The organism is Pirellulales bacterium (genome assembly GCA_019636345.1).
GTDB lineage: Bacteria > Planctomycetota > Planctomycetia > Pirellulales > Lacipirellulaceae.
Window position 1 is genome coordinate 180,568 of sequence record JAHBXQ010000002.1, and the last position, 18,375, is coordinate 198,942.

General features: G+C 65.5%; 17 protein-coding genes. 5 read left to right on the forward strand and 12 right to left on the reverse strand.

Annotated elements, in window-relative coordinates; translation table 11 throughout:
- Positions 1–250 precede the first annotated feature (250 nt).
- Positions 251–2,056 carry a phospho-sugar mutase gene (locus KF688_04580; protein ID MBX3424935.1) on the forward strand — a complete coding sequence of 602 codons (1,806 nt, stop codon included), beginning with the start codon at positions 251–253 and terminating at the stop codon, positions 2,054–2,056.
- A gap of 380 nt (positions 2,057–2,436) precedes the next feature.
- Here KF688_04580 and KF688_04585 read toward each other — a convergent pair whose 3' ends face one another.
- Both KF688_04585 and KF688_04590 read right to left on the reverse strand, forming a co-directional pair.
- Positions 2,437–2,925, reverse strand: a complete 489-nt coding sequence (locus KF688_04585) for a hypothetical protein (protein MBX3424936.1) — start codon at positions 2,923–2,925, stop codon at positions 2,437–2,439.
- A 2-nt stretch (positions 2,926–2,927) separates the two neighbouring features.
- Complete coding sequence (locus tag KF688_04590) at positions 2,928–3,758, reverse strand: hypothetical protein (protein MBX3424937.1); 831 nt, start codon at positions 3,756–3,758, stop codon at positions 2,928–2,930.
- A gap of 350 nt (positions 3,759–4,108) precedes the next feature.
- Here KF688_04590 and KF688_04595 point away from each other — a divergent pair, with 350 nt between their 5' ends.
- Positions 4,109–5,506 carry an excinuclease ABC subunit UvrC gene (locus tag KF688_04595; protein ID MBX3424938.1) on the forward strand — a complete coding sequence of 466 codons (1,398 nt, stop codon included), beginning with the start codon at positions 4,109–4,111 and terminating at the stop codon, positions 5,504–5,506.
- Between the two features lie 20 nt (positions 5,507–5,526).
- Here the strand turns inward: KF688_04595 and KF688_04600 are convergent, their stop codons facing one another.
- Entirely contained in the window at positions 5,527–6,774 is a 1,248-nt protein-coding gene (locus KF688_04600; protein MBX3424939.1) for a beta-ketoacyl-[acyl-carrier-protein] synthase family protein, read from the reverse strand.
- Between the two features lie 368 nt (positions 6,775–7,142).
- Between KF688_04600 and KF688_04605 the strand changes: the two genes are divergently transcribed.
- On the forward strand, positions 7,143–7,631 hold the full coding sequence (locus tag KF688_04605) for a division/cell wall cluster transcriptional repressor MraZ (GenBank protein ID MBX3424940.1): 489 nt from the start codon (positions 7,143–7,145) through the stop codon (positions 7,629–7,631).
- 404 nt (positions 7,632–8,035) lie between these two features.
- Entirely contained in the window at positions 8,036–8,701 is a 666-nt protein-coding gene (locus tag KF688_04610) for a hypothetical protein (GenBank protein ID MBX3424941.1), read from the forward strand.
- 52 nt (positions 8,702–8,753) lie between these two features.
- Here KF688_04610 and KF688_04615 read toward each other — a convergent pair whose 3' ends face one another.
- The 8 genes from KF688_04615 to ffh form a co-directional block, all read right to left on the reverse strand.
- Complete coding sequence (locus tag KF688_04615; GenBank protein MBX3424942.1) at positions 8,754–9,167, reverse strand: DUF1844 domain-containing protein; 414 nt, start codon at positions 9,165–9,167, stop codon at positions 8,754–8,756.
- A 100-nt stretch (positions 9,168–9,267) separates the two neighbouring features.
- Positions 9,268–10,968: a CTP synthase gene (locus KF688_04620; protein MBX3424943.1), complete on the reverse strand. Its 1,701-nt coding sequence runs from the start codon at positions 10,966–10,968 to the stop codon at positions 9,268–9,270.
- Between the two features lie 127 nt (positions 10,969–11,095).
- Positions 11,096–11,488: a YraN family protein gene (locus KF688_04625; GenBank protein ID MBX3424944.1), complete on the reverse strand. Its 393-nt coding sequence runs from the start codon at positions 11,486–11,488 to the stop codon at positions 11,096–11,098.
- A 102-nt stretch (positions 11,489–11,590) separates the two neighbouring features.
- Positions 11,591–11,965 carry a 50S ribosomal protein L19 gene (rplS, locus tag KF688_04630; GenBank protein MBX3424945.1) on the reverse strand — a complete coding sequence of 125 codons (375 nt, stop codon included), beginning with the start codon at positions 11,963–11,965 and terminating at the stop codon, positions 11,591–11,593.
- A gap of 56 nt (positions 11,966–12,021) precedes the next feature.
- Entirely contained in the window at positions 12,022–12,714 is a 693-nt protein-coding gene (gene trmD, locus KF688_04635) for a tRNA (guanosine(37)-N1)-methyltransferase TrmD (GenBank protein ID MBX3424946.1), read from the reverse strand.
- A 12-nt stretch (positions 12,715–12,726) separates the two neighbouring features.
- Positions 12,727–13,149: a 30S ribosomal protein S16 gene (gene rpsP / locus KF688_04640; GenBank protein ID MBX3424947.1), complete on the reverse strand. Its 423-nt coding sequence runs from the start codon at positions 13,147–13,149 to the stop codon at positions 12,727–12,729.
- Positions 13,150–13,458: 309 nt separating this feature from the next.
- Positions 13,459–13,899, reverse strand: a complete 441-nt coding sequence (locus KF688_04645; protein ID MBX3424948.1) for a YbaN family protein — start codon at positions 13,897–13,899, stop codon at positions 13,459–13,461.
- A gap of 223 nt (positions 13,900–14,122) precedes the next feature.
- On the reverse strand, positions 14,123–15,604 hold the full coding sequence (ffh, locus tag KF688_04650; GenBank protein ID MBX3424949.1) for a signal recognition particle protein: 1,482 nt from the start codon (positions 15,602–15,604) through the stop codon (positions 14,123–14,125).
- Between the two features lie 310 nt (positions 15,605–15,914).
- On the opposite strand from ffh, the gene KF688_04655 reads away from it, so the two are divergent.
- On the forward strand, positions 15,915–17,279 hold the full coding sequence (locus tag KF688_04655; GenBank protein ID MBX3424950.1) for an AAA family ATPase: 1,365 nt from the start codon (positions 15,915–15,917) through the stop codon (positions 17,277–17,279).
- Between the two features lie 112 nt (positions 17,280–17,391).
- Here the strand turns inward: KF688_04655 and KF688_04660 are convergent, their stop codons facing one another.
- Positions 17,392–18,291, reverse strand: a complete 900-nt coding sequence (locus KF688_04660; GenBank protein MBX3424951.1) for an aminotransferase class IV — start codon at positions 18,289–18,291, stop codon at positions 17,392–17,394.
- Positions 18,292–18,375: the final 84 nt, after the last annotated feature.

Below are 18,375 nucleotides of genomic sequence, written 5' to 3' on the forward strand. Positions count from 1 at the left end.
GCATTGGGCGCTAGCCCCCGATGAACCACGCGATGGCAAAGCCAACCGTGACGACGAAACGGCCGACAAACCGTGCTCGCGCTTCACCGGCGGCGAGCGCCGTCCGCTCATGGTTTTGGGACGCAGGGTAGCCCGTGCGGCCGATTTTCGGGTACCTTGGGAGTCGCGCTTGGCCGATCGCCAAGCCGCCGCGTCGAGCGCCGTCGTGCCGCGCTTCGCCCCGCCTCCCGCCCGAACCGAGGAACCGTGCATGGATTCCCGCGCCTTGATCGCCGCCGTCGAGCAGGCGGCCGCCGCAGGCCAGATTTCCGCGTCCGCCGTCCCCAATATCTCCGCCTGGCTCACCGAGCCGCGCTACGCCGAGTACGCCCCCGAGGTGGCCCAGCACGTCGCCGAGGAGAATTGGCAGACGCTCGACGACGTGTTCTGGACGATCATCCCCTTCGGCACCGGGGGACGGCGCGGGCGGATGTACCCGATCGGCAGCAACGCGATCAACGATCGCACGATCGGCGAAAGCGCCCAGGGGCTGGCCGACTACGTCAAGTCGCAGCTCGGCGAGGCGGCCGACCTGTCGTGCGCCCTGGCCTACGACACGCGCCATCGGTCCGAGCACTTCGCCCGGTTGTGCGCCGAAATCATGGTCGCCAACGGGTTCCGCGTGTACTTCCTGCAGGGGCATCGCAGCACCCCCGAGTTGTCGTTTTGCGTGCGGCTCAAGGAGTGCTCGTGCGGCATCATGGTCACCGCCAGCCACAACCCCCCCAGCGACAACGCCGTGAAGGCCTATTGGTCGACCGGCGGACAGTTGCTCCCCCCCCATGACACGGGGGTCATCGATCGCGTGATGACCGTCGAGACGATCAAGCGGGCTTCCTTCGACGAAGCCCTGGCCAACGGGCGGGTCGTCGTCTGCCAGGACGAGGTCGACGCGGCGTACGTCTCGGCCGTCGTGGCGTTGGCCTCCGCGGGACCGCGCGACGTGAAGGTGCTCTACTCGCCGCTCCACGGCGTCGGCGCCACGGCGGTCTGCCCTGTGCTCGAGCGCGCCGGCTTTCACGACGTCGAGGTCTTCGCCCCGCACGCCGAGCCGAACGGCGACTTTCCGAACGTGCCGGGCCACGTATCGAACCCCGAAAACCCCAAGGTGTTCGACGCGATGATCGCCCATGCCAGTCACCACGGGCAAGACCTGTGCCTGGCGACCGATCCCGACTGCGATCGCATCGGGCTTGCGGCGCCCCTGTCGTTCGCCCCCGGCGCCAAGTGGCGCACCCTCAGCGGCAATCAAATCGGCGCCCTGCTCGGCGACTTCATCCTCGAAAACCGCAAGCAGGCCGGGACCCTCGGGCCCGACAACTTCGTCGTCACCACGCTGGTCACCACCCAACTGTTGCGAAGGATCGGCGACAGCTACGGCGTGCAGACCTTCGGCGACAATCTCGTCGGCTTCAAGTGGATCGCCGGGGTCATCGACGACCAGGGCGCCGACAAGTTCGTCTACGGCACCGAGGAATCGCACGGCTACATGGCCGGGCGGCACAACCGCGACAAGGACGGCGGGGTCGGCGCCCTGCTGGCGTGCGAACTGGCCGCCCAGCTTAAAGCCCAGGGGCAGACCCTCCACGAGAAACTCGACGCCCTGTTCTGGCAACACGGCTGCCACGCCGAGCGGACCGTCTCGGTCCAAATGCCGGGGAGCGAGGGGATGGCCCGGATGAAGGAAGTCATGGCCGCGTTCCGCGCCAGCCCGCCGACCGCGCTGGCCGGCAGCCAAGTGACTCGACTCCGCGATTACGAGCAGCAACTCGTCCTCCACCCGGGCGGCGGCGCCAGCCCGCTCGCCGGCCCCCGCGGCGACCTGGTGATCATCGACCTCGCCCTGGCGGGCAACTACGTGGCGATCCGCCCCAGCGGCACCGAGCCGAAGATCAAGCTCTACATGTTCGCCTACGAACCGGCCGAACAACTCCACAACCTCGACGAGACGAAGCAGGACCTCGAATCGCGCCTCGACGCAATGGAAGCCGACCTAAGAACCTTCGCCGGCGTGTAAGCCAAACGTCCTCGCCAGCCATGAGCGGACGGCGCTAGCCGCCGATGAAGCACGCGCCAGGTTCACTCGCCGCAGCACGCCGAGACCCCCGCGTTCAGCAGGTCGGCAATGGCGCCCAAGCCCGGGATGAAGCCCAACGCGTCGAGCGAGCTCTGAGCGCCGTCCAGAAAGATCTTGTTTGACGATCACCGAGCCGCGAGCAGCCGGCGCTGCTGCGCACGTCGCTCACTTCTCTCTTCAGCGGTGGCACAGGCGGCGGTATGGGTCGTTGGGCGGCGACAATTGAGAGGGTGGTTTCTGGGGGGCGAGGCTGGTTTCAGGCTGGGATTGGCGGTGCTTTCTGGCGGCGCGATTATTTACACCCCACGCCCTTTGGCGCATCACGGAACCGCCAACGCGATTATTTCCGCTCTGCTCAGTTTAATCTTCGACTCTCGTTCGATCGTACCTGCCAATGCTCCGATATCTGCAGTTGTGACATACCTCGTAACGTCGTAGCTGATTGGAAAAACGTCATGTTCGTTGAGTCCCAGGAACTCAGCCAATTGTCTTGGTCCTCGCTCGTCGTAGTCGTAATCATGGTAGCGCGCGAGATGGAACCATTTGCCACTACTATGCACTGAAATAGTGACAAAATGCTGAGTCAGTATAGGATTCGACGGATCGATACTTCCCAGAAACGCCCATACGTGCGCTCCGTTCGCTAGTGTCGCCTTCGTGGCAACAATTTTCCCCTTAAGATCAGAACATGGGATGCACTTGACCGGTACTAAACACGTATCATCGTCGCCACTTTTTGAAACGAATCGCCACACGGGGTATTCCTGAAGCTCTTCGATCGTGATGCTCTCAAGAGGTTTCGTATTCATAGTCACTTTCCGGGGAAGCCATTGTCGAGCATTGACTGCCACAGTTTCGTACCATACTTGGAGTCAAAAGCCTTGGTGTAGTCTGCGAGGTCACGTTCCATTTGTCTTCGCGCTGCATCGCTAAGGTTGTCGTAATACTTCGTGCCCCATTGTCGGGGAAGAATCTTGTCTAAGCCGCTGTGATACGCGTCATGCACCGATTTGGGCAATCGTTCCAAGACTTGCTTCGAAGGCCCACCCAGATACTTCGGCCAGGCATGGTGTAGGTGCGTGACTCCACTAACTGGCGCAACCCCCGCCCCCGCCTTTTTCGTCGCGGCGAAGGCGGCCCCGGCCGCATCGTCGGCTCCTTTTCCGACGGCCCCAATCGCTCCCCCGATCGCTCCCTTGACCGCCTTGGCGGCTTCTTTGCCGTGGGCGGCCGCCTTGGCCGCCATATTACCCGCTTTGGCCCCGTCGCCAAATCCGGGGAAGGCGGCCAGCGCGTTGGTCGCCGCCCCGCCCCAGTCGCCGCGGGCCGCCGACACCCCCGCGTTCAGCAGGTCCGGAATGGCCCCCAAGCCCGGGATGAAGCCCAACGCGTCGAGCGAGCTCTGAGCGCCGTCCAGAAGGATCCCCGTCGGATCCTCCTCCTGGCTGTCATACTGCCGCGACCAGTGCCCGGCGCCGCCGTTGTTGCGCTCAAGGCCCCGCGTGCGATTGGCGAGCGCATCCTGCTCCGCTTCCGACAGCCCTGCGAGGAAGTCGTCGAGATCGTCGGCGGGGATCGAATCGTACCACCGCTCGAAGTCGGCAGGAGGACAGAAGTCGGCTACCCCCCCGACGACACGCACACGTTATACGCCACTCGGTGGGAGATTGACGGCAGGCCACGACCTGCAGGACGCCGTCAGAGGGAGGTGGCCCAGCCGCCGCCGGGTTTTGCTCCCCCAGCGGGAGTTTTGCTGGCAATACTCGCGAGCCGGGTCGCGAACCGTCGCGCGCAACTCGTTTGCGGGCCAGCGCTAACAACGACCCTCGCCCCCATCAAGGCCGCGGTTTTGCTCCGAGAATTTGATGTTCGCGCCCGTCGTCAGTGAGCAAAATTGGACGAGTCGGCTCGATTTTCGGAGACTGTCGACCCCGCGGCGGCGGCGGCCGGCGCTCCTATCCTCCTCGGTCGCTTCCGCGATAATGGTTCGTCATGGCCGACGAACCGGACTCATCCGCCGCTCCCGCTCCGGAAGCTCCCGCTCCCCAGCCTGACGGGCCCGCGCCCAAGTCGCAGGTCGAGTTCTTTCTGCGGGCCGCCGAGAAGGTCCGCGCCAAGTTTCCCGAGACCCCGGGGGTGTACCTCTTTCAGGATCAGGCCGGCCGGGTGATCTACGTCGGCAAGGCGAAGAGTCTGCGGAGTCGGGTCGGCAGTTACTTCCTCAAGGCCGCGGCCGAGGACGCCCGGACCGCGCAGCTCGTCCAGGAGGCGTACGACGTCGATTTCCTGGAATGCGAGAGCGAGGTCGACGCCCTGCTTGTCGAGGCCCGGCTGGTGAAGGACGTGCAGCCGAAGTTCAACCGCGATCTGCGCGACGACAAGAGCTTTCCTTACCTGCAGATCACGACTCACGAGGACTTCCCCCGCGTTGAGATCACCCGCGAGCCGCGCACGAGCGGCGTCAAGCTGTACGGACCGTTCGCCAACGTCGGCCAACTGCGCGGGGCCCTGCAGGTGCTGCAGCGGGTGTTTCAGTTCCGCACCTGTTCGCTCGACATCGAGGAGAGCGACGAGCGGTGGCGGTGGTTTCGGCCCTGTCTGCTCGCGTCGATCCGCCAATGCACGGCGCCGTGCAACCTGCGGATCTCGAAGGAGGACTATCGCAAGGACGTGCAGCGGCTGCGGCAGTTCCTCGACGGGCACGGCAAGAGCCTGCTCAAGGAGATGGAAGCCGAGATGCGCGAGGCGGCCGCGAACAAGCGGTTCGAGCAGGCCGCCCGGCTGCGCGACGAGCTGAAGATGCTCGCCTCGATCGGCGACCGCGGCGATCTTGAGAAGCACGAGCAGCCCGAGGTGTTCTACATGGACCCCAAAAAAGGGCTCGCCGGGCTGCGCAAAGTGCTCAAACTGCCGGAGACGCCGCGGACGATCGAAGGGGTCGACATCGCCCACCTCGGCGGCAACGAGACGGTGGCGAGCCTTGTGCAGTTCATCGACGGGTTGCCCTTCAAGCCGGGCTACCGCCGGTTCCGCATCCGCGAGGTCGCGGGGGTCGACGACTACGCGAGCATCCACGAGGTCGTGTCGCGGCGATTCAAACGGCTTGCCGACGAGGGAGAGGCCCAGCCCGACGTCTTGCTGATCGACGGCGGCAAGGGGCAGCTTGGCAAGGCGCTGCAGGCGTTCGACGCCCTGGGAGTGACGCCCCCGTTGGTGCTGTCGCTCGCCAAGCGGGAGGAGCTGATCTACGTCATGAATCGCGACGAGCCGCTGCGGTTGAGCCGCCACGCCTTCGCCCTGCGGCTGCTTCAGTACGTGCGGGACGAGGCGCACCGCTCGGCCCAGGCGTATCACCACCTGCTGCGCCGCAAACGGACGTTGGGCGAGTAGCAGAGTCTGGCGAACGAGGCTTAAGCCGCGATTCGCATCGGCGCCGGCGCGACCTGGGCTTCGGCCCCGTCCCAGCGGCGCAGCGCAATCGCGGCGAGGTGGCCGCCGAACGCGATCGAGATCTTCATGGCGTGCTCGAATTCGTATCGCCGGCCGACGAAGGGCAGGCAGTCGAGGTCGCACCCGGGATCGGGATTCGAGAGGTTCCGCGTCGGCGGGGCGTAGCCGTCGCGAAGCGCCAGCGCCGTCAGCGCCAGTTCGACCGCCCCCGCCGCGTTGACCAGGTGGCCGATGTTGCCCTTGATGGAGCTGACGCACAACTCGTCGGCCGCGGCGCCGAACGCGTTGCGGATGCCGCGGGTCTCCATGAGATCGTTTTGCTGCGTCCCCGTGCCGTGGGCGTTGATGTACGACACGTCGCTCGGGGCGAGCCGAGCCTTCTTGAGCGTGGCGCCCAACAGGTACGTGAGCGTCGTGCTGTCGGTGCTGAGGTCGGTGACGTGATGGGCGTCGCAGGCGATCGTTCCGGCGGCGATCTCGGCGTAGATCCGTGCGCCGCGGGCTCGGGCCGAACTGGCCCGCTCGAGCACGAGCATCCCGGCGCCCTCGCCCATGACGAACCCGTTGCGGGCCGCGTCGAACGGGCGACACGCCTCGGCCGGGTCGTCGTGCATGGCCAGGACGCGCATGTTGTGGAATCCGGCGGCCAGCAGCGGCTGGATCGTCGTGATCGCGCCGGCCAGCACGGCGTCGCACTGGCCGTCTTCGATCGCCCGCGCGGCGGTAATGATCGCGATCGTTCCTGTGGCGCACGCCGTCGCGTTGCCGATCCGCGGCCCGAAAAGGCCGTAGTCGTTGGCGATCCGCGAGATCGTCGACGAGGGGAGGAATTCGTGGTGCCAAGCGCTCGGGTCGAACCCCGGCGTCTGCTCGGCTCGCACCGCGGCGACCCGCGGCGAATCGCCGTAGACCGCGGCCATGGTGACGCCGATCCGGGTGCGATCGACCCCGCGGACGGCCAGGAGCCCGCTGTCGGCGATCGCCTCGCCTGCGGCGAGCTTGCCGACGGGGTAGTCGCGCAGCCGGCCGGGCTCGCCCTTCACTCCGCGGACGTCGGCGGCCAGGAGCAATCCGTCGGGGAGCCCCGCGACGCCGGTGAGCCGCCGGGCGCCGCTGACCCCTTCGCGGACGTTGCGCCAGGTCGTCTCGCGGTCGTTGCCGACCGCTGTCACGAGGCCAATACCGGAAATCACAATCGGGTCGGACATGACGTTGAGCGGGGCAAAGTCAGGCGCGCGAACAGGGGGGACTCCGAGCGGCAGGAAATAGCCAATTTCCGCTCGCAAGGCTATGCCGAATCCCAGGCTTTCCGGAGCCCGTTTTCCCGCAACCGGCGGGTCTAGCCGATCGGCTCCGGGAGGGCATCGCCAAGTTCAGCAGGGCCGATCGCAGATTTTTTGCGAACGTGGTTGTATTCACGCCCAAAGTACATAGAATCACGCCTGTAAGAGCGGGTTATAAGCCCAGATTGGACTTTTTTCGGAAGGTCAGCCGGGGCAGGAGGCCCACGATGAGTCCCATGTCCCGACACGGAGGGTGCTAGCTCGAAGCCTCGGCCTGACGCCGAGCCCCGTGCATGTCCGTCCTCCCGAGGCCCCTGCTGCTCGGCGAACACAGCCGCTCGCTCGACGAGCGTCACCGGCTGTCGCTTCCCCCTGAGTGGGCCGAGGTGCTTGCGGGGGAGGCCGGCGAAGCGACCCTGGCCAAAGAGCGTCCCGGGTGCGTCAGCATTTGGAACGCGGAGGCTTGGACGAGGTGGCTCGACGCCGGCGTCGCATTGCTGGAAAGCAAGGCGGCCAGCGGGCGCTTCGACGACCGGATCGAGAAACTGCAAACCTTGGGGAGATTGCTGTCGACCCGCCACCGCACCGTGCCCGTCGCCGGACGGGGGCGATTGGCGATCCCCGAGACGTTCCGCGACTTCCTCGGCGTCGAGCCGGGGGGAGCGGTCCAACTGGTCGGCGCCGCGGTCTGTGTCGAGATCTGGCGTCCCGACGCCTGGGCTCGTCACATCGGCGAGCGAATGCCCGGATTCAGAGAGTTGTTTGACGAGTTGACGGAGTAGGGGGCTGTAAGCCGCAAGTTCGGAGCGAGACAGGCGGATTCTCGCCCTCTCTCGCTTTCAGCTTCCAGCTTATCGCTCCCTGCGTTTCCACCGCGTCCAGTCGGTCCCAGGCCTGCCCCGCCTCGTCCGTTGTCACCCGGCCGAGGGATGCAAGTCTTGATTCGACAGGCCGTTCGGCTTCGTAAGCCGAAGGCCGACTGGACGCGGTTTTTTTGCGCACCCATTAGAACGGCCATTGGCCTTCGCTGCAGGGAACCACGACGGCACGACTGTTGCGACGGCCTCCTTACCGAACTTGTCGTCGCGTCCGCCAAAGTTCGGAGAATTTGATTCGCGATCCTTCAAACTGTAAGTTGCATCTGCTCTGGACGCTCTAGAGTCCTCTTCTCGCTGCGGGCGCCTCCATGAAAGATCTCGCGACTGCATTCCTCGCGGTAGTAGCGTCCTGCGCTTCCATTGCGCTGGCAGAGGAGCGTTCTCAAACTCTTGGCGAAGCCAAACAGCCTCGCCGGACGAGTGCAGGCTCCGATCGCGAGACGCCGCTTGAAAAGATGATCGTGCTGGCCCACACCGAGTCATTGCCTCGTTGCGACCAGATCATCCTCTACGCGCTCGACCCGCGCGATTTCGATCCACGCGTTTCAAGGGGCGGCGAGTTGGAGAGAGATTCGATTCCGCCAGAAAGCTCTTTTCCTATCCATCCTTACGGAAAGGACGCCCGCATTCTTAACGAGGTAGTATTGAGCGGCAACGACGCAACAGAGATCGTCGAAGCATGGCGATCCCTATCGTTTGATCGGTTGGCAGGCGCATTCTGCCACTTTCCCGTGTACGGATTGCGGTTCTATCGGGAAGAGCAGCTGCTCTTTGAGACTTCGTTGTGCTGGCAATGCAGCAACTTCTATCTTCCGATGGCGACTGAAGTTTACGACCAACTGCAACAGCGGCGAGTAAAGCATCAGTGGTACGGGTTCAAGAAGGGCAAGGAATCGGACCGACTGAGGGAGTTGCTCAAACGGCGCCTTCCGCAGTTCGCCGAGCCGCCGAACGTCGCCGGCAAAAAGGAGTGATCTCGCCCCGAAGTCTCACGCAAAGCGCGCTCGAGCGGAAAGCCGCCTTGCCTCAGTCTGGAGAGCGTTGCTGCGCCGCAACGAAGGCCATCCGCAATTGATGGAGCAAGTCTTCCAGGCCGGCGGCTTCGCCGGGGGCGAGATTGCCCTTTGTCTTTTTCTGGATCACCTCCAACATGTCGATGGCGTAGCGGGCGCGGCCGGCGTGAAACTCGGCCTTGTTCGTGACCGGGCTAGGGATCTGTCCCAGGCCGACCATCGCCTCGGTGACGAAGGCCCCGACGAGCATCTCGAACGAGGCGGGGGGCCATTCGGCGTCCAGTTCGGGATGCGAGCCCGTCGCTGCGCCGCCAGCTGTGGGAGCGGCTTCGCCGGGAGCAGGCGAGGTCTCTTCGAAACGCTGCTTTTCAGCCTCGACTTGGGACTTCCAGTCTTCGTCGATGATGATCTTCTTGTCGTCGCTCATGGGGAGGAGTGAGGCATGAGTCGTGAAGCTCGAACGGGCGCTTGCCGCAGAGAGAGCCCGCATGGTTCTCGGGGCTTCGTCATTGGTCATTCAGCCCCTGTCATTGGTCTTTGACCGCTTCCTCGGCGATTTCGGCTTCTTCCGCAGAGAAGTCGATCTTGCGTTGCGGTTCGGCGGCGCGGGCCTTCTTCACCTTGCGGTGTTCGACCGCGGCGGCGACGAAGCCCTTGAACAGCGGGTGGGCGGCCGTCGGCTTGCTTTTGAACTCGGGGTGGTACTGCACCGCGACGAACCAGCGATGGTCGGCCAACTCGATCACCTCTGCGAGCTTGCCGTCGGGGCTCGTGCCGACGATCCGCATGCCGTTGGCGGCGAATTGCTCGCGGTAGCGATTGTTGAACTCGTACCGATGGCGATGCCGCTCCGACACGGTCGTCGTGCCGTAGGCCGCGGCCGCCTGGCTGTCGGGTTCCAGCTTCGCCGGCTGGGCGCCCAGCCGCATCGTTCCCCCCTTGTCGGTTACGGCTCGCTGGTCGTCGAGCAGACAGATCACCGGGTCCCGAGTCTCCTTGTTGAACTCGGTCGAGTGGGCGTCGCTCAGGCCGCAGACGTGTCGGGCGAACTCGACGGCCGCGCACTGCATCCCCAGGCAAATGCCGAAGAACGGGATGTTTTTTTCGCGGGCGTAGCGAATTGTCTGCACCTTGCCCTCAATCCCCCGTTCCCCGAACCCGCCGGGGACGAGGATGCCGTCGTACCCGGCGAGCATCCGCTCGGGGCCCTCGGCCTCGACCTCCTCGCTTTGAATCCGGGCGATGCGGATTTGGGCCGCGTTGGCGATGCCCGCATGGTCGATCGATTCGTAAATCGACTTGTACGCGTCGCGATGCTCGGCGTACTTGCCCACCACCGCGATGCTGATCTCATGCTCGGGATTCCGCAGCCGGCGGAGGATCTCGTTCCACGGCTCCAAGTCGGGTTCGCGAGTCTGCAGGCCGAACTTTTTGCAGATCAGCCCGTCGAGGTCGTTGTCGCGGAGGCTCAACGGGACTTCGTAGATCGAGAAATCCTTGTCGCGTTCCTCGATCACGCAGTCGATCGAGACGTTGCAGAACAGGGCGATCTTCTCGCGATCCTCGCGGCTGACCGGCTGTTCGGAGCGGCAGACGAGCATATCGGGCTGAATGCCGATCTGCCGCAAGAGGCCGACCGAGTGTTGCGTCGGCTTGGTCTTGAGCTCGCGGGCCGCCTTCAGGTACGGCACGAGCGTGAGGTGGATGAACAGGCAGTTCTCTTTGCCGACGTCGAGAGCGAACTGCCGAATCGCTTCCAGGAACGGCTGGCTCTCGATGTCGCCCACCGTTCCGCCGATCTCGGTGATGACGACGTCGGCCGGTTCGTCCCCCTCGTCGGCCAAGCCTTGGATGACCGACTTGATCTCGTTGGTGATGTGGGGGATGACCTGCACGGTCTTGCCCAGGAACTGTCCGCGGCGTTCCTTGTTGATGACCGACAGATAGATTTGCCCGGTGGTGTAGTTCGATTTGCGGGTCAGAGGGGAATGGGTGAACCGCTCGTAGTGGCCCAGGTCGAGATCGGTCTCGCTGCCGTCGTCCAGCACGTAGACCTCGCCGTGCTGGTAGGGGCTCATCGTGCCGGGGTCGACGTTGATGTAGGGGTCGAGCTTCTGCATCCGCACCCGCAGGCCGCGCTGTTCCAGCAGCATGCCGATCGAGGCGCTGGTGAGCCCCTTGCCGAGAGAGCTGACGACGCCGCCGGTGACGAAGATGAATTTGGTCATGCGCGAAGGGGTCCTTCCAAGCTGCGGAGAAACGACGTTCGGGGAGCCGCCGCCACTGGCATTCTAGCCAGAAACCTGCGGAGCGCGGAGGGCGGAGAAGCGGCGGTTCATGCGCAGCGAACGAATCTCACCGGAAGAACTGACCCCGGCCTTCGGCCTGGAACGCGCTCTTGTGGTGGGTGATCGTCGGCCGGCGCACGCCCGGGGGCCAGACGACCTCGACGACGTCAAACCGACTCGGATACGCCAGCAGGTTGCGGGCCTTGAGAAACGCCAGCGCGGCCCGGGTCATCCGGACGCGTCGCACGGCGTCGACCGCCGTTGCGGGACGGACCAGGCGATCGTCGCGGCGGGTTTTGACCTCGACGAACACGATCGTCTGGCCGTCGACCGCAATGACGTCGAACTCGCCGTAACGGAGCCGGTGTCGCGTGGCGACGATCTTGAGACCGCTCTTGCGAAGATGCCGGACTGCCGCCCGCTCGCCGGCCTCGCCCAGCGTGTACGGTCCGAACCGCATGCGCCACCACGCGGCGGCGGTCGCCTTCAGGGCACGAAAAAACCCAGGCTTGCGCCTGGGGGCGATTCGGTTTGACTTTGCGGCGGCCACCGGGGCGCGCCGTTAGGCCTTGGCGACGCGATCGGTGCGACGTTCCTTGAGCCGCACTGCCTTGCCCGAGCGCTCGCGCAGGTAATACAGCTTGGCTCGACGGACAATCGCGCTGCGGACGACCTCGACCTTGGCGATCCGGGGGGAGTGGACCGGGAACTTCCGCTCGACCCCCTCGCCGGCGACGATCCGGCGGACGGTGAACATCTCCTTCGAGCCCGTACCGCTCATCGCGATCACGACGCCGGAGAAGACCTGGATCCGCTCCTTGTTGCCTTCCAGGATCTTCGTGTGGACGTCGACGGTGTCGCCGATCTCGAACTTCGGCGTCTCCTCAGCCGACTTGAGACTCGACTGCTCGACGTACTTGATGATGTCTTGGCTCATGACAGGGGAGGGGTTGGGGGTGATGCCGCGGGGGCTGAAGGGAAATGTGTCATGGCTCAACCGTCCGGGTCGAGCAGGTCGGGGCGGCGCTCTTGCGTGCGGCGGAGGCTGTCTGCCTCGCGCCATGCGGCGATCCGCTGGTGGTCGCCGCTCGTGAGGACTTCGGGCACTTCCAGGCCGCGGTACTCGCGAGGGCGGGTGTACTGGGCGAACTCCAACAATCGGTTGCCGGTCGAAAACGAATCATAGCGGCCGCTGTCCTCGTCGCCCAGCACGCCGGGGACCAGCCGCACGACCGCGTCGACGACGACCATGGCCGCCACTTCGCCGCCGTTGACGATGAAGTCCCCCAGCGAAATCTCGGCAGGGGCCAGCAGGTCGCAAATCCGTTGGTCAAATCCTTCGTAACGGCCGCAAAGGAGCACCAGCCGCGGGTGTTCGGCCAGTTCCTCGACGACCCGCTGGTTGAGCGGCCGACCCCCGGGGGTCAGCATCACCAGCTTGCCGGGGTCCGCGGCCAAAGCCTGGACCCCTTCGACCGCCTCGACCACGACGTCGGGCCGCAGCACCATGCCGGGTCCGCCGCCGAAGGGGCGGTCGTCGACCGAGCGATGCTTGTCGTGAGCCCAATCGCGAATGTTGTGCAATTGGACGTCGACCAAACCCCGCCCGATCGCCAGGTTCAACAGGCTTTGCCCCAGGTAGCCGGAGAACATCTCCGGGAACAGGGTCAGCACGTCGAACCGCATGATCGTGGGCGGTTACGCCTCGCCCCCTTCCGCGGCCGGTTCCTCAGCGGGCGCCGAGGCTTCTTCGGCGGCCGGGGCCGGTTCGGCGGGAGCCGCGGGCTCTTCGCCCGGCTTCTTGGCCTTGGACGCCGCGGGGCCCGGATCGGGGATCGACTTCGGCGAAGTCAACCGCTCGAGCGCCTTCGCCTGAGCCTCTTCGTGCGTCCCGTTGGGGCCGTACTTCTTGATCAGCACGGCGACCTTCTCGCTCGGCTCGGCGCCAACGCCCAACCAGTAAGCGACGCGGTCCTTGTTCAGGATCGCGCGGGCGTCGGTTTCCGGGACCGAGGGGTCGTACGTGCCGAGCTCTTCCAACACGCGGCCGTCGCGGGGAGCCCGCTTGTCCATGGCGCAAATGCGGAAGAACGCCCGGTGGGTGCGTCCCAACTTCTTCATGCGGATGCGTACCGCCACGGCTGAACTCCTGGTAACGCTGACGGGGCGCCGGGCTTCCGATCGCGGCGGAAGGGGAGCGCCATAGGGGCTGCGCCCGCGGCCGCACGGCCGTCGCGGCGGGGTGGATTGGCGTACCGACGCGGCTGGCGGTTCCCCAGTCGGGAGGTCCGGCCGGTCGGTAAACCCCATATCTTGCCAGACTTAGGTCCCCCTCGGCAAGGGGCGCCCGGGAGGGAAATTGGCAAGAAACTCTTGCGTTCCGGGGGACTTTGAGGGGGCTTGGGGGCGCCCCGAGCCGCGAGGCGGTCTTCAGACCGCCTGCCGCAGCGTCGGCAGGGAGTGGATGACCGCGACGCCGACCCCCGCCAGGGCGAGCATGCCCGCCAGCCCCGCCACGGGCAATTCGGACCAGACGGCTGTCGCGGCCATCATGGCGAGCACCAGGACGGTTGCTCGGATCTTGACCCCCGGCGAGACCGCCCGATGCCTCTGCCAATCGTTGATCAGGGGGCCCACGAATCGATTGCCCAAGAGCGTTCGGTACATTCGCGGCCATGACCGCGACAGCAAGTAAGCCGTGAGCAACAGGAACGGCGTCGTCGGCAACACCGGCAGGACGATGCCGATCATCGCCAGGACGAAGGACGCCGCAGCCAGCAGTATGCAGGCGATCTTTCGCACTCCGCACACGACGCTGCCGTCAATCGGAGGACGTGCACTTGAAGGATGCTCGCAGACGGAACGGTTCATCGGCGAATCGCTCGACGCTCAGGTCATGGGAGAGCGGCACTGACAAGGCTACTCTGCCAGTTCTGAGCTCGCCGACGAATTGCGGGAATCGGCAACGGCGCAAGTCGTGAAGCCGATCGTTTCGACCTCTGTTTTACCTTCCCGCAAGGCTGCGGTTGTCCGTAGGCCGGGCGGCGGGACGCTTCGATAACCTGCTCGGCGCGACTTGAGCCAATCGCACCGCTCACCCTCCCCCGTCGCGTTTGCGCTTTCGCAACTCCCGTTCGCGCTCCTTCTTCAGTTTCGCCTTTTCTTTCGGCGAGAGTCGTTTGCCGGTTCCCTTCTTTTGCCGGCTAAGGCCGCCTGCAGGGTCGCCGGCGAGCCCCGCTTGCATCTGGCGGACGAGCTGCATCCGTTCGCGCACGCCTTTGCCCGCCATGCCGGTCATCAGTTGGGCCATGCCGTCGAACTGCTTCACGAGGTCGTTCACCTCGTGCGGCTCGACGCCGGCGCCCGTTGCGATCCGGCGGCGGCGGCTTTGATCGATGACTTTGGTGGGGCTCTTTCGCTCGGCGGGGGTCATCGCGTCGATGATGCCGAAGAGCCGCTTCATGTCCCCTTCGTGGTCGACGTCGTCGAGCCCTTTGAGGAGCGATCCCATTCCCGGGATCATGCCCATCACTTTCTGCAGCGGTCCGAGCCGGGTGATTTGTTTCAGTTGCGAGCGGAACATATCTAGCGTGAACTCGCCCTTGGCGAGCTGCTCTTCTTGCCGCTTCATTTCCTCCTGGTCAAACTCGCGCTGGGCCTTTTCGACCAGCGTCAGGATGTCTCCCTGGCCCAGGATCCGGCCCGCCATGCGGTCGGGGTGGAACTCTTCGAGCGCGTCGAGATGTTCGCCGACGCCGATGAACTTGATCGGCACGCCGGTGACGTCCTTCACCGACAGGGCCGCCCCGCCGCGGGCGTCGCCGTCGAGCTTGGTCATGATGACGCCGTCGAGCTCGAGCGCCTCGTTGAACGCCTTGGCGCTGTTGACCGCGTCCTGTCCGGTCATGCCGTCGACGACCAGGAAGACCTGCTCGGGATTGCACATCCGATCGATGCGGATGAGCTGCTGCATCAGCTCATCGTCGATATGGAGCCTACCGGCCGTGTCGAGAATCACGACGTCGGCGCCCAGTTTCTTCGCCTGAGCCACCGCGGCGTTGCAGACTTTGACCGGATCTTTTTCCGCCCGATCGGAGAAGACGGCGATCCCCAACTGGTCGCCGATGACGTGCAGCTGGTCGATCGCGGCGGGGCGCTGCAGGTCGGCGGCGACGAGCAGGGGCCGGCGGCCCGCCTCCTTGAGCATCCGGCCCAGCTTGCCGCAGGTGGTCGTTTTGCCCGAGCCCTGCAGGCCGCTCATCATGAGGACCGTGACGTCGTCCTTCCCTTTGAGGTGGAGCGAGTGATCGACCGGGCCCATCAGTTCGACGAGCGCCTGGTAGACGATCCCCACGACCTGCTCGCCGGGGCGGAGCGATTTGAGGACCGCCTCGCCGACGGCCTCTTCGGTGACCCTCGCCATAAACTTGCGAACGACCGGGAAGCTGACGTCGGCCTCGAGGAGCGACTTCTCGACGAGCTTGAGCCCGTCGCGCATGTTGCTTTCGGTGAGTTTTCCCTGACCGCGAAGCGTCTGAAAGGCGCTGCTGAGGCCGGATTGAAGGGCGTCGAACATGGCGGGAATTGACAGGGCAGGGGGGAGGGCGGCGCGTCCCCGCACACGAGGGGCAGCAGCGGACCCGCCAGTTTAACGAACCGACCCGACCCCGGCGAGTCGGCGCCGTCGCTACGATCGCCACGACGTGTTCGACTGGCGGGCGAGACTGGCGAACTTCCGATCGCCGGGGCGCCGCCTGAGGGGGATATGACGCATGTTTTGCTACGGGTCTCCGCTAGTCGCAAGTCCGCCCCTTCGTCGCCTCCGTATCGCCGCTCTCCGGGCGTCGAGCGAGCAGCGTGCCGCGCAGGTCAGGAATTTTTTTCGCATGTCATTCGATTTGTCCTCGCTGTTCGCTCCTGCCGCCGCTTCGCAGGCGTTGCCAATCGGGGCCGTCGGCTCGGTCGAGAAGCCGCCGGCGCCGACGGAGCAGAAGTCGCCGCCGTATCGCTTTCTCCCTCCGGAGCCGAGGACGCTGGCCGAAGCGGGATTGTCGCCGGGCGAACTCGACGGGTTGCTCCTCAAGCTCTTGCTGCAACGCGGCACGACGACCGGTCGCGGGGCCGCCGAGACGACCCGCTTGCCGCGTACGCTTGTCGCCGAGGGGTTCGAGCGGCTACGGGTCGAACTGCTGGTCGCCCTCAAGGGCTCCAGCGGGATCGAGGACTTCGTGTTTCAATTGACCGACGCGGGGCACGATCGGGCTCGGCGCCTTGCGCACCATGCGACCTACGCCGACGCTGCGCCCGTGCCGCTGGAGCAGTACGTCGCCGCAGTGCACCGACAGTCGCTCGCCGACAGTCGACTCGATCGATCCAATCTTGTCGCCGCGTTCTCAGGGTTGCGGCTGGGCGACGACTTGCTGAGCCAGGTCGGCCAAGCGGTCAACGACGGCCGGGGAATGTTCCTCTTCGGCCCTCCCGGCAACGGCAAGACGAGCATCTCCGAGCGGGTCGTCAACGCCTACGGGGAATACGTTTGGATTCCGCGGATGATCACGATCGACGGCGAGCTCGTGCGGCTGTACGACCCGCGGTGTCACAAAGCCGTGCCGCTGCCGAAACTGGCCGACCTGACTTACGACCGTCGGTGGGTGCTCGTGGAACGGCCCACGATCGTCGTGGGAGGCGAGCTGACGATGGCTCACCTGGAATTGCAGCACAATCCGACGACCGGCGTCTGCGAGGCCCCGGTGCAGTTGCGGGCCAATTGCGGGGCGCTGGTGGTCGACGACTTCGGTCGGCAACGCGCGGCGACCTCGGAAATCCTCAACCGGCTCATCGTGCCGATGGAGAAGCAGCACGATTACTTGCTCCTGGCGAGCGGTCGGCAAGCGGCGCTGCCGTTCGACTTGCTGTTGGTGTTCTCCACGAACCTCGAGCCGCGCGATCTTGTGGACGAAGCGTTCCTGCGGCGGATTCCGTACAAAATCGAAGTCGGCGGCCCAAGCGAGACGGAGTTCGTCGAGCTGTTCGTCGCGCTGGCCCGAGACGCGGGCTGCGAGTGTCCGCCGGATACGGTCGGCGAACTGATCGCTCGGCACTACCGCCCCCGCCAGCGCCCGCTGCGGTATTGCCACCCCCGCGACCTGCTGCGGCAGGTCCGCAACTACTGCCAGTACCGCGACCTCCCGCTGGCAGTGACTGCCGAGTCGCTTGACGTCGCGGTGAAGAACTACTTCGCTGCGCTGTAGTTCTCGCGTTGGGAGGGCAGGTTCACTACGAGGACGCGAAAGGCGCGAGGAATCCGATTTCTTCCGCCGGTTCGAGTCCTTAGCGCCATTGCGGCTGCTCCGCGGTGCAAACCTACCTCGCCGCAAACCGTCGCGCTTGTTCAGCGATGTCAACGCCGACGCGCTGGCTCCACGCGGCCAGCAGTTTGGCGAACGTCGGCCCCGGGCATCCGGCGCCGAGCGGGCGGCCGGCAAGGCTCACCAGCGGCAGCATGCAGATCGACGTGCTGGTGAAATACGCTTCGTCCGCCGCGGCGAACTCGTCGGGGGTCAAATCGGCTTCGCTGCGGGCGATTCCTAACTCGTCGGCCAGCTCGAACAGCACCTGCTGACTGATCCCCGGCAACACGCCGTCGAGTCGCGGGGTGACGAGCCCCCGGTCGGCGTACCAGGCGACGACGTTGGCGGTGGTCGCTTCGCTGACGAACCCGTGCTGATCGAGGAGCACGGCCCGGGCCTCCGGCTGTCGGCGGGCCGCCTCGCGGTCGGCTAGGTAGTAGTGCATTCGGCTGCGGCATTTGAGCTCCGCCGGCCAGCAGTTGGTCGGGGTCTGCCGGACGTCGACGATCACCCCCGCGACGCCCGTGGCGAACTGCTCGACCCAACTCGCGAACGGCAGCGGGAATCCGTGGACGCACACCACCGGGCGCCGAGCGTCGTAGGAGTTGCCCGGGGTGACGAACGCGACGATCGCCCAATCGTCGCCAGGGGCGATCAGCCGGGCGTTGCGGCTCGTGAACTCATGGATGAGCGACTCGACCTCGTCGGCGATTCGCTCCGGCTCCCAACCGACGATCTCCAGCGAGCGTCGCAATCGGCGGACATGCTCGGCGACGCGGAACGGCTCGCCGCCGAACGTGCGCAGCCGCTCGACGATCGTCACTCCCAATTGAAATCCCAGATCGTCCAGCGGGATCGACAATTCGCGGGCCGACAGCCAGCGCCCGTTCAGATAACATTGCGGCGAGCTCATGTCGCCCATTATCACGCGAGGCCCGCAAAAGGGGAGGGTCGATTCTGGCGGGCTCAATTCATCGCCAAGTCCTGCATTTCAAGT